Annotated in this window: 16 protein-coding genes; 13 read left to right on the forward strand and 3 right to left on the reverse strand. The window is 67.4% G+C overall.

Going from position 1 to position 15,977, the window contains the following annotated elements; genetic code table 11:
- Positions 1 to 31: 31 nt before the first annotated feature.
- From miaB to dapF, 3 genes are read left to right on the forward strand one after another with little or no spacing between them, the layout of a single operon-like run.
- A complete protein-coding gene (gene miaB / locus NNX37_RS14810; protein WP_255793472.1) occupies positions 32 to 1,552 on the forward strand; it encodes a tRNA (N6-isopentenyl adenosine(37)-C2)-methylthiotransferase MiaB in 1,521 nt (506 codons plus the stop codon).
- Positions 1,553 to 1,607: 55 nt separating this feature from the next.
- Entirely contained in the window at positions 1,608 to 2,555 is a 948-nt protein-coding gene (gene miaA / locus NNX37_RS14815) for a tRNA (adenosine(37)-N6)-dimethylallyltransferase MiaA (RefSeq protein WP_255793473.1), read from the forward strand.
- Entirely contained in the window at positions 2,552 to 3,511 is a 960-nt protein-coding gene (dapF, locus tag NNX37_RS14820) for a diaminopimelate epimerase (protein ID WP_255793474.1), read from the forward strand. Before miaA ends, dapF begins: the two co-directional genes overlap by 4 nt.
- Here dapF and NNX37_RS14825 read toward each other — a convergent pair.
- Complete coding sequence (locus NNX37_RS14825) at positions 3,508 to 4,119, reverse strand: class I SAM-dependent methyltransferase (RefSeq protein WP_255793475.1); 612 nt, start codon at positions 4,117 to 4,119, stop codon at positions 3,508 to 3,510. The genes dapF and NNX37_RS14825 overlap by 4 nt on opposite strands.
- 167 nt (positions 4,120 to 4,286) lie before the next feature.
- On the opposite strand from NNX37_RS14825, the gene hflX reads away from it, so the two are divergent.
- Positions 4,287 to 5,858, forward strand: a complete 1,572-nt coding sequence (gene hflX, locus NNX37_RS14830) for a GTPase HflX (protein WP_255793476.1) — start codon at positions 4,287 to 4,289, stop codon at positions 5,856 to 5,858.
- A complete protein-coding gene (locus tag NNX37_RS14835) occupies positions 5,851 to 7,896 on the forward strand; it encodes an ATP-dependent DNA helicase (RefSeq protein WP_255793477.1) in 2,046 nt (681 codons plus the stop codon). Before hflX ends, NNX37_RS14835 begins: the two co-directional genes overlap by 8 nt.
- A gap of 118 nt (positions 7,897 to 8,014) precedes the next feature.
- On the opposite strand, the gene lexA is transcribed toward NNX37_RS14835, so the two are convergent.
- Positions 8,015 to 8,740, reverse strand: coding sequence for a transcriptional repressor LexA (lexA, locus tag NNX37_RS14840; RefSeq protein ID WP_255793564.1), 726 nt, complete (start codon positions 8,738 to 8,740; stop codon positions 8,015 to 8,017).
- A 514-nt stretch (positions 8,741 to 9,254) separates the two neighbouring features.
- Between lexA and NNX37_RS14845 the strand changes: the two genes are divergently transcribed.
- The 8 genes from NNX37_RS14845 to NNX37_RS14880 all read left to right on the forward strand — a co-directional run bounded on the left by NNX37_RS14845 (position 9,255) and on the right by NNX37_RS14880 (position 15,359).
- Positions 9,255 to 9,641: a LysM peptidoglycan-binding domain-containing protein gene (locus NNX37_RS14845; RefSeq protein ID WP_255793478.1), complete on the forward strand. Its 387-nt coding sequence runs from the start codon at positions 9,255 to 9,257 to the stop codon at positions 9,639 to 9,641.
- 62 nt (positions 9,642 to 9,703) lie between these two features.
- Positions 9,704 to 10,804, forward strand: coding sequence for a histidinol-phosphate transaminase (locus tag NNX37_RS14850; protein WP_255793479.1), 1,101 nt, complete (start codon positions 9,704 to 9,706; stop codon positions 10,802 to 10,804).
- 167 nt (positions 10,805 to 10,971) lie between these two features.
- Positions 10,972 to 11,589 (forward strand): imidazoleglycerol-phosphate dehydratase HisB, encoded by a 618-nt coding sequence (gene hisB / locus NNX37_RS14855; protein ID WP_255793480.1) that lies wholly within the window; start codon positions 10,972 to 10,974, stop codon positions 11,587 to 11,589.
- On the forward strand, positions 11,586 to 12,224 hold the full coding sequence (gene hisH, locus NNX37_RS14860; RefSeq protein ID WP_255793481.1) for an imidazole glycerol phosphate synthase subunit HisH: 639 nt from the start codon (positions 11,586 to 11,588) through the stop codon (positions 12,222 to 12,224). Before hisB ends, hisH begins: the two co-directional genes overlap by 4 nt.
- 8 nt (positions 12,225 to 12,232) lie before the next feature.
- Positions 12,233 to 12,391: a hypothetical protein gene (locus tag NNX37_RS14865; protein ID WP_227924525.1), complete on the forward strand. Its 159-nt coding sequence runs from the start codon at positions 12,233 to 12,235 to the stop codon at positions 12,389 to 12,391.
- Between the two features lie 22 nt (positions 12,392 to 12,413).
- Positions 12,414 to 13,163: a bifunctional 1-(5-phosphoribosyl)-5-((5-phosphoribosylamino)methylideneamino)imidazole-4-carboxamide isomerase/phosphoribosylanthranilate isomerase PriA gene (gene priA / locus NNX37_RS14870; RefSeq protein ID WP_255793482.1), complete on the forward strand. Its 750-nt coding sequence runs from the start codon at positions 12,414 to 12,416 to the stop codon at positions 13,161 to 13,163.
- A 2-nt stretch (positions 13,164 to 13,165) separates the two neighbouring features.
- Positions 13,166 to 14,014, forward strand: a complete 849-nt coding sequence (locus tag NNX37_RS14875; RefSeq protein WP_255793483.1) for an SseB family protein — start codon at positions 13,166 to 13,168, stop codon at positions 14,012 to 14,014.
- 34 nt (positions 14,015 to 14,048) lie between these two features.
- Positions 14,049 to 15,359, forward strand: a complete 1,311-nt coding sequence (locus tag NNX37_RS14880; RefSeq protein WP_255793484.1) for an MFS transporter — start codon at positions 14,049 to 14,051, stop codon at positions 15,357 to 15,359.
- Between the two features lie 107 nt (positions 15,360 to 15,466).
- Here the strand turns inward: NNX37_RS14880 and NNX37_RS14885 are convergent, their stop codons facing one another.
- Positions 15,467 to 15,895, reverse strand: coding sequence for a DUF1844 domain-containing protein (locus NNX37_RS14885; protein WP_255793485.1), 429 nt, complete (start codon positions 15,893 to 15,895; stop codon positions 15,467 to 15,469).
- Positions 15,896 to 15,977: the final 82 nt, after the last annotated feature.

Consider the following 15,977-nt stretch of genomic DNA (forward strand, 5'->3'; position numbering starts at 1 on the left):
CAGGCCCGGCGGATGGACGTACCCTAGGAGTGTGAGTTTGACTGCTTCCTCTCCTGCCCCCTCCGCCGCTGCCGCCCAGCCCCGCACCTACGAGGTCCGCACCTTCGGCTGCCAGATGAACGTGCATGATTCCGAGCGTATTTCCGGGCTGTTGGAAGGCGCCGGCTACACGCCGTCGGACGGCGGGCAGCCGGACCTGGTGGTGTTCAATACGTGCGCGGTCCGGGAAAACGCCGATAACAAGCTCTACGGCAACCTCGGACTGCTGGCCCCGGTGAAGGAAAAACGCCCCGGCATGCAGATCGCCGTGGGCGGCTGTCTGGCGCAGAAGGACCGTGACACCATCCTCCGCAAGGCGCCCTGGGTGGACGCGGTCTTCGGCACCCACAACATCGGCTCCCTACCGGCCCTGCTGGAACGGGCACGGCACAATGCGAAGGCCGAGCTGGAGATCCTCGAATCCCTGGACGTCTTCCCCTCGACCCTGCCCACCAAACGAGACTCGGTGTACTCCGGCTGGGTTTCCATCTCCGTGGGCTGCAACAACACCTGCACCTTCTGCATCGTCCCCTCGCTGCGCGGCAAGGAACGCGACCGGCGCCCGGGGGAGATCCTGGCGGAAATCCGGGCACTGGTGGATGACGGCGCCATCGAAGTAACCCTGCTGGGCCAGAACGTGAACTCCTACGGCGTGGAATTCGGCGACCGCGGCGCGTTCGCGAAGCTACTGCGTGCCTGCGGCGACATCGAGGGCCTGGAACGGGTCCGGTTCACCAGCCCGCACCCCGCAGCCTTCACCGACGACGTCATCGAAGCCATGGCCGAAACGCCCAACGTGATGCCCCAGCTGCACATGCCGCTGCAGTCCGGTTCGGACAAGGTCCTCAAGGACATGCGCCGCTCCTACCGCTCGAAGAAGTTCCTGGGCATCCTGGACCGGGTGAGGGAACGGATGCCGCACGCAGCCATCTCCACCGACATCATCGTCGGCTTCCCGGGGGAGACCGAGGAAGACTTCGCCGCCACCCTCGACGTCGTCGAGCGGGCCCGTTTCGCGACCGCCTTCACGTTCCAGTACTCCAAACGGCCCGGCACTCCGGCGGCGGAGCTCGCGGACCAGCTGCCCAAGGCCGTGGTGCAGGAACGCTACGAACGCCTCACCGCGCTGCAGGACCGCATCGCCGCGGAAGAAAACGCCAAGCAGGTCGGCACCACCGTCGAAGTGATGGTCACCGCGGCCTCGGGCCGGAAATCCGGGGAAACCGGGCGTCTCTCCGGGCGTGCACGGGACCAACGGCTGGTGCACTTCTCGGTGCCCGACGGCGCTCCCGTACCCCGCCCGGGCGACCTCGTGACCGTGCCGGTCACGGCCGCCGCCGCCTTCCACCTGATCTCAGATCCGGCCGGTCCGGCAGATTACTCCCTGCGCCGTTCCCGCGCCGGCGAGGCCTGGGACCGGTCGCAGGCCGAATCCTGCGGTGTGCCCGCCGGACCCGCGGGTGCCCGTACGGGCGTGTCCCTGGGTATGCCCGCACTGCCGCCGCGTTCCTGACCGCTGCCCGGTGAAGCCAACCCAAACCGTCGACGGAAACCTTTCAATGCCTGACATGACTACTCCTGCGCCGTCCGCCGCTGAACCCCCGGTAATCGCCGTCGTCGGACCCACCGGTTCCGGCAAGTCCGACCTCGGCGTCGCCCTGGCGCTGGAACTGGGCGGCGAGGTGATCAACGCCGACTCCATGCAGTTCTACCGCGGCATGGACATCGGCACCGCGAAAATCACCGTCGCTGAACGCCGCGGCGTGCCGCACCACCTGCTGGACATTCTGGACGTCACCGACGAAGCCAGCGTCTCCGCGTTCCAAAGCTCCGCGCGGACGCTTGTTGACGAGATCCGCGGACGGGGCAGGTTCCCCATCCTCGTGGGCGGCTCCGGCCTGTACGTCCGCGCCGCACTGGACGTCCTGGAATTCCCCGGCACCGATCCCGCCATCCGTGCCCGCCTCGAAGCCGAACTCGCGGCACGGGGCCTGCCCGCCCTGCAAGCCCTGCTGCAGGATGCAGACCCGGTCTCCGCCGGACGGATCTCGGACGCCCGACGCGTGGTGCGGGCACTGGAAGTCATTGAACTGACGGGACGCCGCTTCAGTTCCTTTATGCCCGAGCGCCAGTACGTCACACCTGCCGTGCAGATCGGGCTGAGCGTGGAGCGGCCGGTCCTGCACGAGCGGCTGGCCCGCCGCGTGGATGCCATGGTAGAGCAGGGGCTGCTGGAAGAGGTCCGGCGGCTGGAGCCCGCGGGGCTGCGGACCGGACGGACCGCCTCCCGTGCCCTCGGCTACGCCCAGTTCCTGGCCGTCCTGGACGGAAAGTCCTCCGTGGCGGAAGCAGCCGAGGCGACGGTGGTGGCCACCCGCCAGTTTGCCCGCCGCCAGCTGACCTGGTTCCGGGCCGATCCGCGGATCACCTGGCTGGAGCACAACGACCCGGATCTTCCCGCCCGGGCCGCGGCGGCCGTCCGCCAGGCATTCCCGGCCAGTATCCTTGATAGGTGACCAACACTTCTGCTGCTTCCGCCGCGTCCCTGTCCGCCTCCGGCCTGCCCGTTTCCCTTGCCGGACTGCCCTTCGCGAAGGGGCACGGCACCGGCAACGACTTTGTGCTGGTGGCCGATCCCAACGGCGCCCATGAGCTGGCCGCAGCAGACGTGGCCGCGCTCTGCGACCGGCACCGCGGCGTGGGCGGAGACGGCTTTATCCGCGCCGTCCGGTCGGAGCACGTTCCCGAAGGCCGGGTGCTGCTGGAAGGTGCTCCCGAAGCACAGTGGTTCATGGACTACCGGAACTCGGATGGCAGCGTCTCGGAAATGTGCGGCAACGGCGTGCGCGTTTTCGTGCACTTCCTGCTGGAAGAAGGCCTGGCGGAGCTGGCGGAGGGCGGGAGCCTGACGATCGGCACCCGGGCCGGACTCAAGACCGTGACCCGCACTGCGGGCGGCTATGCAGTGGACATGGGTCCCTGGGAGTTCATTTACCCCGACCACGCGGCTGCCAAGTCCATGGACACCGTGGTCAACGCGGACGGCCTGGAAGTGCCCCGCCCCGGCCTGTCGGTCAGCATGGGCAACCCGCACACCGTCGTTGCCCTCGCCGAACTGTCCGAACTCGCCGTGACCAACCTGACGCAGGCCCCGTCCGTGCAGCCCGAGCCGGAAAACGGAACCAACGTGGAGTTCGTGGTTCCGGCTGAGCCGCTCGTGGAGGACGGCGTGGGGCTGGTGACCATGCGCGTACACGAGCGCGGAGTGGGGGAGACCCTTTCCTGCGGCACCGGCGCCTGCGCTGCCGCCGTCGCCATCCGGTTCTGGGCCGGAGCCGGAGCGCCGGATGACTGGGCCGTGACGGTCCCGGGCGGCGTCGTCGGCGTCCGTTTCCTCACCGGACCGGACGGCCGCGAACATGTTGAGCTGAGCGGCCCGGCCGTGCTGGTGGCACGCGGAACCCTGCTTTAGGCGCTGCGTTCCACTTTCAGGACCCGGAAGGACTTGGCCGTGCTGTGGCGGGAAACCGCGAACCCGGCGGGCAGGGTCTCGGTGAGCCAGCGCTGCAGCGAGTCCGAACCCAGGTTCTTCTGCACCACCAGCCAGGCGGTTCCGCCCGGCGCCAGGCGGGGCAGCCAGAGCAGCAGCAGGGCATGCAGTTCGTCCTTCCCGATCCGGATGGGCGGGTTGGACCAGATGGCGTCGAAGCGCACTTCAGGATCTACATCCGCGGGCAGGGCGGCGATGACATTCTCACAGCCCAGTGCAGCTGCGTTGTCCCTGGTCAGCCCGAGGCTGCGCTCATTGACGTCGACGGCGTAGACCTGCGCGGCAGGGGATTTCAATGCCAGGGTCAGCGCGATGGGACCCCAGCCGCAGCCGATGTCCAGAAGGTTGCCCGTTGCCGGCGGCGCCGGGACCTCCTCTAGAAGGACGGCCGTGCCCTTGTCGATCCCGTCCGGGCTGAAGATCCCGCCGGCGCTCTGGAGTGTCCGTTCGGCCCCGTTGAGGCTCACGCGCAGGGGCCTGCGGACCTCGGGTCCGGACGGTGTGGAGGAGAAGTAGTGGTCTGAACCCATAACAGTCCAGATTAGTCGGTCGAGGGGCAGGACAAGGAATTTACGGGCAGCCGGACGGGTTGTATAACACGGTGGGCAGAGCAGGCATCCATTGCGCAGAAGGTTGCGTACCTAATAGTTTGTCGGTGCACTGGCCTACCATAGAAGCAAGTCCCACTAAGGAGATTATGACCATCAACAACTCCCGCGCCATGGATTCTGCGGACAGCTCCACGCCGGAACTGAGCCCTTCGGACATCCAAGGGGTCATCGACAGGATCCTCGCCAAGGACAGCGCTGTGGAAACCAAGTCCGCCGCTGCCGGTGATTCTCCGCGCGGGCGCGCCCTGGCACTGTCCGACAGCGACGCCGAGCACTCGTCCCACGACGGTGAGCAGCAGGATCTGGCCGAACGCCGCGCACTGCGCCGCGTCGCAGGCCTCTCCACCGAACTCGAGGACGTCACCGAGGTTGAATACCGCCAGCTGCGGCTGGAGCGGGTTGTCCTCGCAGGCCTGTGGAGCGAAGGCACCGCAGCCGACGCCGAAAACTCACTGAAGGAACTCGCCGCACTGGCGGAAACCGCAGGATCGGAAGTCCTCGACGGAATCATCCAGCGCCGGCCGAAGCCGGATCCGGGCACGTTCCTGGGCTCCGGCAAGGCGCAGGAACTCAAAGAGATCGTGATGGCCACCGGTGCCGATACGGTCATCGTCGACAGTGAGCTGGCCCCGTCCCAGCGACGCGGGCTGGAAGACATCGTCAAGGTCAAGGTCATTGACCGGACCGCACTGATCCTGGACATCTTCGCCCAGCATGCAAAGTCCCGCGAGGGCAAGGCGCAGGTGGAACTGGCCCAGCTGGAATACCTGCTGCCGCGCCTGCGCGGCTGGGGTGAATCCATGTCCCGCCAGGCAGGCGGCCAGGTCGGCAGCGCCAGCGCCGGCATGGGCTCGCGCGGCCCCGGTGAAACCAAGATTGAACTGGACCGCCGGAAGATCCGCACCCGGATGGCCAAGCTGCGCCGCGAAATCGCCGGCATGAAGCCGGCACGCGAAACCAAGCGGGCCAACCGTCACCGCAACTCGGTGCCTTCAGTAGCCATTGCCGGCTACACCAACGCCGGCAAGTCCTCGCTGCTGAACCGGCTCACCGACGCCGGGGTGCTGGTGGAGAACGCACTGTTCGCCACCCTGGACCCCACCATCCGCAAGGCCCAGACCGAAGACGGCATCGGCTACACGCTGGCCGACACGGTCGGGTTCGTCCGGTCGCTGCCCACCCAGCTGGTTGAAGCCTTCCGGTCAACGCTGGAGGAAGTGGCCGACGCCGATCTCATCCTGCACGTGGTTGATGCCTCGCACCCGGATCCGGAGGGCCAGATTGCGGCCGTCCGCACCGTCCTGAGCGAGGTTGATGCCCGCAAGGTTCCGGAGATCATCGTGCTGAACAAGGCCGACGCCGCGGATCCATTCGTGCTTGAACGGCTCCGTCAGCGCGAGTCCCGGCACGTGGTGGTGTCCGCCCGCACCGGTGAAGGCATCCCCGAGCTGCTGCAGGCGATCTCCGAAGGCATTCCGCGTCCCGGCGTGGATCTGGAGCTGCTGGTGCCGTACGAGCGGGGCGACGTTGTTTCCCGGCTCCACCAGGAGGATGCGGAAATCCTGGCCCTGGAGCACGGCGAGGCCGGTACCCGGCTGCACGTCAAGGTCCGTGAAGGGCTGGCAGCGGAGCTGGAGCCGTTCGTGGCCCATGGGTAGGAAGGGCACGCAGGGACCGGCGCAGGTCCTGGAACTGCTTGATACAGCGGTTTCGGCCATGGGCGGGCAAAACCGCCCGGGCCAGCATGAGATGGCCCGGCAGGTGGCTGAGGCCATCGAGTCCGGCGACCACCTGCTGGTCCAGGCCGGGACCGGCACGGGCAAGTCCCTGGCCTACCTGGTGCCGCTGATTGCGCATGCCCTGGAGAGCGACAAGCCTGCACTGGTCTCCACCGCCACCCTCGCCCTGCAGTCCCAGATTGTGGGACGTGACCTCCCGCGCCTGCTGAAGACCCTGGAGCCGAAGCTTCCGCGGGAGGTTGATGTGGCTCTGCTCAAGGGCCGCAGCAACTACGTCTGCCTGCACAAGACAGGCGGCGGCTTCCCGGAAGAAGACGAAGCCGGGACGCTGTTTCTGCTCGGCGACGAGCAGGCCGTTTCGCACCCGGCACCGACCGCCGGACCGAGCTCCGCCCTGGGGCGCGACGTCGTCCGGCTGCAGGAATGGGCGCAGGAGACGGAAACCGGCGACCGCGACGAGCTGCTGCCCGGCGTCAGCGACAAGGCCTGGCGCCAGGTCTCCGTCACCTCGATGGAGTGCCTGGGCGCCCAGAAATGCCCGGTTGCCGAGCTGTGCTTCAGCGAACGTGCCCGGGCCAAGGCCGCCGAAGCGGACCTGGTGATCACCAACCACGCCATGCTGGCCATCAGCGCCTTCGAAGGCCTGGCGGTCCTGCCCGACTATGACGTGGTGGTGATCGACGAGGCCCATGAACTGCAGGACCGCGTCACCGGCGCCGTCACCGGGCAGCTCTCAGGGACCATCATCTCCGCAGCGGTTTCCGCCGCACGCAAGCACACGTCCGCGACCATGGAGCCCCTTGCCGCTGCCGGACGGGCCTTCGACCTGGTGTTCGCACCGGTCCCCTCGGGCCTGCTGGCGGCAGGACTGTCCGAAGACCAGGAACTGGTGCTGGGACAGGTGCGGGAAGCCTGCCGTACTGCCCTGTCCGATTCCAAGCCCGAAGGCTCCGACTCCGTTGACGGCGGCCGCCAGATGGCACGCTCCCGGCTGATGGCGGTCCTGGAACTGTGCGAACGCATCCTGGACGCAGTGAATTCGGGAGAGGTGCTGTGGGCCTCGCGTGCCAGCACCTTCTCTCCCGGGGCCGGTTACACCGCGCCGGAAGAAGATGCCGCGCCCACCATCAACGTCGCACCGCTGTCCGTAGCCGGGCGGCTGCGGGAAGGCCTGTTTGACGGGCATACCGTGGTGCTGACCTCGGCAACCCTGGCCATCGGCGCGGAATTCGGTCCCGTCGCCGGAGCCCTGGGACTGCTGGGCGCCGGTGCACCGAAATGGACCGGAACCGACGTCGGAAGTCCCTTTGACTACCCCCGGCAGGGCGTCCTGTACGTGGCGAAGGACCTGCCGAAACCGGGACGCGGTACGTCTGAAGAGCAGCTGGATGAACTGGAGGCGCTGATCAAGGCCTCGGGCGGCGGTGCTTTGGGGTTGTTCTCCTCCCGCCGGGCGGCGGAGGAAGCCGCCGACGCCCTGCGGTCACGGGTGGACTTCCCGATCCTCTGCCAGGGGGAATCCACCATGTCCGCCCTGGTCCAGCAGTTTGCCGACGACGACGCGACCTGCCTGTTCGGAACCATGTCGCTGTGGCAGGGCGTGGACGTTCCGGGAGCGTCATGCCGGCTGGTGATCATTGACCGGATTCCGTTCCCGCGTCCCGACGATCCGCTGATGACTGCCCGGACCCGGGCGGTCGCGAAGGCCGGCGGAAACGGCTTCATGAGTGTCTCCGCCACCCATGCCGCCGTCCGGCTGGCCCAGGGAGCCGGCCGGCTGATCCGCGCCTCCGGTGACAGGGGAGTGGTGGCCATCCTGGACTCACGCCTTGCCACCGCCCGCTACGGCAGTTTCCTGCGGGCGGCCCTGCCGCCCTTCTGGTCAACCACCGACCGTTCCGTGGTGCTCCAGGCCTTGCAACGGCTCTCGGCCGAACCGGCGGGCTCGAAGAAGTAGCCGCAGGCCGGGCTAGACAAGAACCCGGGCAGGGCAGGAACAAAAAAGCAGCGCCGCCGGCAGGAAGTTGCCGGCGGCGCTGCTTTTTGTTTGCTTCGTACGGGCTGTCCCAGAGCGTCTAGAGCGAACGCATGACCGATACGACCTTGCCCATGATGGTGGCTTCGTCGCCGAGGATCGGCTCGTAGCGGGTGTTCTGAGGCAGCAGCCAGGTGTGTCCGTTGCGCTGCCGGAAGGTTTTCACCGTGGCTTCATCCTCGAGCAGGGCGGCAACAATGTCACCGTTTTCGGCGGTGGGCTGACGCCGCACAACCACCCAGTCGCCGTCGCAGATGGCGGCATCCACCATGGAGTCGCCGGCGACGCGCAGCATAAAGAGATCGCCGTGCCCGACGAGCTGGCGCGGAAGCGGAACCATCTCTTCGACCTGCTGGTCCGCGAGGATGGGACCGCCGGCGGCGATCCGTCCGACCAGCGGAACCATGGCCGTGTCAATTGCAGTCGTGAGGTCGGACACGCTCTTTGCCGCTGTCTTGCTGTTTCCCTCAGCGGCGCCGTTCGCCTCCGCAGGCGCCGGCGTGGTGCCTGCCTCTGCCGCACCGGCGTTGCCTCGGCGTGCGGGAGCATCACGGAGCAGGAGCGGGACGAGGATTTCCATTGCGCGGGGGCGCTTGGGATCCCGGCGGATATACCCCAGCTTCTCCAGCTGGCTCAGCTGGTGGGTGACGCTGGAAAGGCTGGCGAGACCGACAATGTCACCGATTTCCCGCATGGACGGCGGGTATCCGTTGGCGTTCACCGAACGCTGAATTGTCTCCAGGATCTTGGTCTGACGGGCGGTCAGCCCCTTGGTGCGGCCAGCCGGCGAGGGCGCGGCAGGGGAGGGGGTGCTGCCATTGGTAACACGGGCCACGTCGGCTTCCCTTCACAGTCGGCCCGTGGACGCGGGCCGGATGGTTCTAGCGGTATATCAGGTGTGTTCTGCGGTGATTCTTCGTGCTGAGGTCTTTTTCGTGCGGGGTTCGGCTGCGCTGTTTATGCGCCGGACTGTTTAAACGCCGAACCGTTTTGTCAGTGGCGGATGGTTAGTTGGTTCCAGCCGCTTCCAACAGGTTCAACGCTAGGGGAGCGCAAAGGAATTTTCAAACATATATTCGAGCGAGTCTCGACAATGTTCGTAGATAAGTGCTAGAAATGTTCGAGTACAACTTAGAACATACGTTCGAGTACGGCCCGCCGACACCTCGGCGGGCCAACCAGATGTTCGAATGCAGTTTCGATCCAGGGTGTTTTTCCGGTGCTAGTGCGGGAAGGTCCGGGACCGGCACAGCAGCACTTCGGACCGGAAAGGTATTGACATGTCAGTACACGTACTTCCCTTTACCACCATCACGCCGGCCCGGAGCGTTGCGCCCGAGGCGGCTGCCCGTGAATCCGCACGGCTGCGCCTCACCCGCCGCGGCAGACTGGTCCTGGTGGGCGTGCCCCTGATGCTCGCGGCCGCCGCCCTGCTGGCCTTCATCGGGTTCTTCACCGCCCCGGCCATGGCGTCCGGAGGCTCCCCCGAAGAGACCCGCGCCATCCAGGTGAGTGTTTCCGCCGGAGACTCCCTGTGGTCGCTGGCCACCGAATTCGCTCCGGAACAGGATCCCCGCACCGTCGTCGCCGACATCGTGGAACTCAACAACCTGGCCGATACCACTGTCCCCGCCGGACGCCAGCTGTACGTCCCGGTCTCGCGGTAACCGGTTCCGCCCTCAGGGCAACCTCAGTGCACCGTCCCGGTGGAAGGTCCTAAGCTGTAGTGGTGAACGAACAGCTGGAAAACCTGAACCGACTTCCCCTGCGCGATGATCTGCGCGGCCTGACCCCGTACGGCGCTCCGCAGCTGGATGTGCCGGTCCTGCTGAACGTCAACGAAAATACCCATGGACTGCCCGGGCATGTGCGCCGGGCAATCATGGCCGAAATCGAAGCGGTAGTCGGCGGCCTGAACCGGTATCCGGACCGCGAATTCACCCAGCTGCGCGAAAACCTGGCCAAATATCTTGGGCACGGACTGGCGGCGGAGAATATCTGGGCCGGCAACGGCTCCAATGAGGTCCTGCAGCAGATCCTTCAGGCCTTCGGCGGACCCGGCCGGACAGCCATGAGCTTTCCTCCCACGTATTCCATGTACCCGCTGCTCTCCAGCGGCACCGGCACCACCTACGTCACCGGCACGAGGGAATCCGACTTCTCCCTCAGCGCGGACTCGGCTGCGGAGCAGATCCGGGCACAGGCACCCAACATCGTGATCCTCTGCACGCCCAACAATCCGACCGGAACCGCACTCGGGCTGGACGTCATCGAAGCGGCCTACGAGGCAGGCGAAGCCTCCAACGCCGTCGTTATAGTCGACGAGGCGTACGCGGAGTTCTCCCACGCGGACACCCCCAGCGCCCTGCAGCTGCTCCCCGGACGGGAGCGGCTCATCATCTCCCGCACCATGTCCAAGGCCTTTGCCCTGGCGGGCGCCCGCATCGGCTACTTCGCGGCGGCACCCCAGATCGCCGACGCCCTGCGCCTGGTCCGGCTGCCCTACCACCTGTCGGCAATCACACAGGCCACTGCGAATGCCGCCCTCACCCATGCCGACGCGCTGCTCTCCAACGTCGAGGACATCAAGGGCCAGCGGGACCGGATCGTAGCGGAACTGCGCGGACTCGGACTGGAACCGGCACCGTCGGATTCCAACTTCGTCCTGTTCGGCGGACTGGAAAACCCCCGCGCCGTGTGGAAAGGGCTGCTCGAAGCAGGGGTCCTGGTCCGGGACGTCGGCATCGAAGGCCATCTGCGCGTCACGGCAGGCACCGAGGCCGAAACCACCGCGTTCCTGGACGCGCTGCGGCAACTGCTGCCGGCCTGAGCAGCCAAGGAAGGGACGCTCCGGGCTGCGCAGGCCGGAAGCCGGCCGCGCACCCTCCATGTCCCTCGATGGCGGCGGTTTCGGGGAGTCGGCGCGTTCGGGACTAAACTGATGACCTGCCGGGGCTTTGCCTATTGCCCCGACCCCGATCTTCGTGAAGGAACCCCATGACTGTGGAGACCGCCACCGGACGCACCGCCCGCCTAGAGCGGACTACCAGCGAATCGTCCGTCATCGTCGAGCTGGACCTGGACGGCACCGGCCGCGCCGACATCAGCACCTCGGTGCCGTTCTATGACCACATGCTGACGGCGCTGGCCAAGCACTCCCTGATGGACCTCACGGTGCGGGCCACCGGCGACACGCATATCGACGTCCACCACACCGTGGAGGACATTGCGATCAGCATCGGCGAGGCGCTGAAGACCGCGCTCGGCACCAAGGCCGGCATCCGGCGGTTCGGTGAAGCCACCGTGCCGCTGGACGAGGCGCTGGCCAACGCCGTGGTCGATATTTCCGGGCGGCCGTACCTGGTGCACTCCGGGGAACCTGCCGGCCAGGAATACCACCTGATCGGCGGACACTTCACCGGGTCGCTGACCCGCCACGTGTTTGAGGCCATCACCCTGCACGCCCAGATCTGCCTGCACATGCGGGTCCTCGGCGGCCGCGATCCGCACCACATCGTCGAGGCCCAGTTCAAGGCCTTCGCCCGCGCCCTGCGTGCGGCCATCGAATCCGATCCGCGCGTCGAGGGCATCCCCTCCACGAAGGGAGCACTGTGAGTCCCCGCAACGTCACCGTCCTGGACTACGGTTCGGGCAACATCCGCTCCGCCGTCCGTGCCCTGGAGCACGCCGGCGCGAACGTTACGCTCAGTGCCAAGCCCGACGACGTGCTGAACGCCGACGGGCTCGTAGTGCCCGGCGTCGGAGCATTCGCCGCCGTGATGCAGGGACTAAAGGACGTGGACGCGATCCGCATGATCGGACGCCGCGTGGCCGGCGGGCGCCCGGTCCTGGGCATCTGCGTGGGCCTGCAGGTCCTCTTTGACGAAGGCGTCGAACACGGCGTCCGGACTCCGGGCATGGGGGAGTGGCCCGGCGTCGTCGAGCGCCTTGCCGCCGACGTCGTCCCGCACATGGGCTGGAACACCGTCACCCCGCCGGAAGGCTCGGCCCTGTTCGAAGGCATCGAGGACCAGCGGTTCTACTTTGTGCACAGCTACGGTGTGCAGAAGTGGGACTTCGATGTCACGCAGCCGGCCATGCGCCCGCCGCAGGTCACCTGGGCGGACCACGGCGGACCGTTCATCGCCGCGGTGGAGAACGGTGCGCTGTCGGCCACCCAGTTCCATCCGGAAAAGTCCGGCGACGCCGGTGCGGCGCTGCTGAACAACTGGCTCAAGACCCTGGGCTAGGCACCGATATGTGGAGCGTTATCCTTATGGGCCTGGCCGGACTGCTGATCGGCGGAGCGGTGTCCTTCCGCAGCCAGGGCATGTCCAAAATCATTGTTATCAGTTTCTGGGTCCTGGCCGGAATGGCCCTGCTGGGTGCCTACCTGCTGACCCTCGACCTCTCCTGACCCCACCACCGAAAGCCGTCACATGCCCTTCAGCGAAACCCCCGTCCTTGAACTCCTGCCCGCCGTGGATGTCGCGGACGGCCAAGCCGTGCGCCTCGTGCAGGGCGAAGCGGGCAGCGAGACCAGCTACGGCGATCCGCTGGATGCGGCCCTGGCCTGGCAGAACGACGGCGCCGAATGGGTCCACCTCGTGGACCTCGACGCCGCCTTCGGACGGGGCTCGAATCTAGACCTGCTCAGCCGCGTGGTGAAGGCAATGGATATCAAGGTGGAACTCTCCGGCGGCATCCGCGACGACGAGTCCCTGGAGAAGGCCCTGGAACTGGGTGCCACCCGGGTCAATCTCGGCACGGCCGCGCTGGAGAACCCGGGATGGACCGCCAGCGCCATTGCCCGCTACGGCCACGCGATCGCCGTCGGCCTCGACGTCCGCGGCACCACCCTCGCGGCCCGCGGCTGGACCCAGGAAGGCGGAGACCTCTGGGAGGTCCTGGCCCGGCTCGAAGAAGCCGGCTGCGCGCGGTACGTGGTTACCGACGTCACGAAGGACGGCACGCTCCGCGGACCCAATCTGGACCTGCTCCGCGAGGTGCTCAAGCGCACCGACCGTCCCGTCGTCGCGTCCGGCGGCATCTCGAGCCTCGATGACCTGGCAGCACTGCGGGAACTGGTTCCGCTCGGCCTCGAGGGCACCATCGTGGGCAAGGCACTCTACGCCGGCGCGTTCACGCTGCCGCAGGCCTTCGACGTCGCCGGGCACCCGGAACGCTGAGCGTGGCCGCACGTGAACTGCCCGGCCACATCGCTGCCGCCCTGGCCGGGGCGGGCGGTCCGGCCGACTCCGCGGGACGGGCCTGGTCCGGACGCGACCTCGCCGGCGAGGGAAATCCGCTGCATAACTTCGACGCCGACAACGGCGAGGCCGACGCCGGTTACACGGCAGCCCTGTCGAAGCTGATCGCCGGGACCGGCAGCGAAGCGGACGTCGTCGCAGCCCTCGCCACCGCCCGCGTTTTCGTACCGATCGTTGCGGTGCTCGGCGAGGAAGCCGAATCGGCCCACGGCCTGGCCGCGGACAAGCAGGCAGACATGGCGCTGGTATCGCTGACCGCTCCGGACGGACGCAAGGCGCTGCCCGTGTTCACCTCGGTGGCCGCGCTGGAACGCTGGCATTCCGAAGCCCGGCCGGTGGCGGTCTATGCCAACCGTGCAGCGCTGTCCGCCGTGGCCGAAGACGCCCAGCTGCTGGTCATTGACCCCGGTGCCGATTTCACCTTTGTGGTGCGGCGTCCGGCCATGTGGGCGCTCGCCCAGCAGCAGGAGTGGACGCCCTCCTATACCGACGCCGGACTGGCGGCCATGGCCGAAGCCGCCGCCGCGCCCGACCCCCGGATCAGAGCGGTTCTCCTGCAGCAGGGACCCGGCACTGCGTCGCGGACCGCCGGCGGTGCGCCGGTGGCGGGAGGCGGGGCAGGTCCCGAGCTTAGAATGGTGCTTCAGCTTGCGCCCGGACTGGATCCGCAGGACATCTCCGCCCTGGCGGCCGGCCTGCAGCAGCGCCTGACTGCCAACCCCGAGTTTGTTGAGCGCGTGGATTCACTGGATCTGAAAATAACGCGCTGACCCGTCCGGCGTAGCCCGCCAGAAGAGAACCGCCGTGAATTTTGGCCTGTACCGCGAAATGCTGCGGATAGCCCCCATCCGCCGTGTCCTGCTGATCGGGATGATCGCCCGTTTCCCGCATTCCGCCGCCGGCGTCCTGCTGACCCTGCACGTGGTCAACACCATGGACCGGGGCTACGCGGCCGCAGGTGCGGTCGCCGCCGTCGTCACCATCGGCATCGCGGTCGGTGCCCCCTGGCGGGGGCGCCGTGTGGACACTGTGGGCCTGAGGCGCGCACTGATTCCCTCGGTCATTGCCGAAGCGGTTATCTGGAGCATTGCTCCGCATGCCAGCTTCGAGTGGCTGCTGGTGCTGGCGCTGATCGGCGGCGTGTTCACCCTTCCGGTCTTCAGCGTCGTGCGGCAGTCGCTCGGCGTCCTGGCCACCGGCGAGCAGCGTCGCACTGCCTTCGCGCTGGATTCCATCGCCACGGAGCTCATCTTCATGATGGGCCCTGCCCTGGGAGCGGTCATCGCAACGCGTTCGTCGGTCGTCGGACTTACCGCAGTGGGGGTGTCCTCCGCAGTAGCGGGGGTGCTGCTGATGTGGTTCAACCCGCCGACCAGGTCCGCGGAACCCCGGAACGCCGTGACCGCAGCGGACGAGCAGGACGCTGCGGCGGCAGCCGCCGTTGCCGTGATCCCGGCAAACGTGCAGGAAGCACCGATGGAACTGACCGGGGCGGGCCTGCCGGACGGGCCGCAGAATCTGTTCGGCAGGCTGCGGAACGGCCTCGCGGGGAACTTCGGCTGGTTCACTCCGAGCGTGGCGGTGGTGTTTGCCGTCTCCGTGGGCGCCGGGCTGCTGCTGTCCAGTACCGACGTCGGCATTGTGGCGCTGGTGGAAACCGGTGGAAACCCGTCCGAGGTCGGGATCGTGTTTGTCGCATGGTGCGCGGCCTCCGCTATCGGCGGAATTCTCTACGGAGCCATGAACCGGCGGATCCCGCCGATGCTGCTCCTGCTGACCATGGCCGTCCTGACCATGCCGATGGCCTTCGCCACCGGAACGCTCAGCCTTGCGCTGCTTTGTATTCCCGCTGGCCTGCTCTGCGCGCCCGTGCTGTCCTCGGCATCCGAGCGGGTGGCTGACCTCGTGTCAGAGGAACGGCGGGGCGAAGCCATGGGCTGGTACGGCTCGTCGATGACAGCCGGAACGGCCCTGGGCGCTCCTGTGGCCGGTCTGGCCATCGACGTCATCGGCCCCTGGTCCGGGTTCCTGATGGCCGGCGGCGCTGCCTCCCTGCTGGTCCTGCTGACGCTGACGGTCCGGCGCTTCGTGCGGCGCCCCGTCGGCGCTGCGTAAAAGAAAAGCCCGAAGAGCCTGTCCGCGGATATCCGCGGTCCGGCGCATCGGCCGGGGTCAGGCTCTTCGGGCCTATAAAGGGAGAAAGCAGGGGAGGGGCGGGATGCCTAGCTGACGGGGCCGGTGAACTTCTCGCCCGGGCCCTTGCCCGGAGCGTCCTGGAGAATCGAAGCCTCGCGGAAGGCCAGCTGCAGCGAACGGAGTCCGTCGCGCAACGGCCCGGCATGCTGGCTGCCGATCTCCGGGGCAGCCGCGGTGACAAAACCGGCGAGGGCGGTGATCAGCTTGCGGGCCTCATCCAGGTCCTTGAGCTCTTCGGCGTCGTCGCCTTCGGCCAGGCCGCACTTCACGGCCGCCGCGCTCATCAGGTGGACGGCCGCCGTCGTAATAACCTCGATGGCCGGCACCTCGGCGATGTCGCGCATCTGCTCGACAACTTCCTGCTGCGCTGCAGCGGCAGATTCGGACTCTGCGGACGTTCCCGGGAAGGAGTGGCGGGTTGCTTCCCCTGCCGGATTGCTCTGTGGGGTACTCATACTGGTAAGCTTGTCACAGACCGACTGGTTGTCGTTACTTTCAATGCCCTTCACGGGCGGGATGAAAATCACACTTTCCTCC

It is taken from the genome of Arthrobacter zhaoxinii (assembly GCF_024385505.1).
Classification (GTDB): domain Bacteria; phylum Actinomycetota; class Actinomycetes; order Actinomycetales; family Micrococcaceae; genus Arthrobacter_B; species Arthrobacter_B zhaoxinii.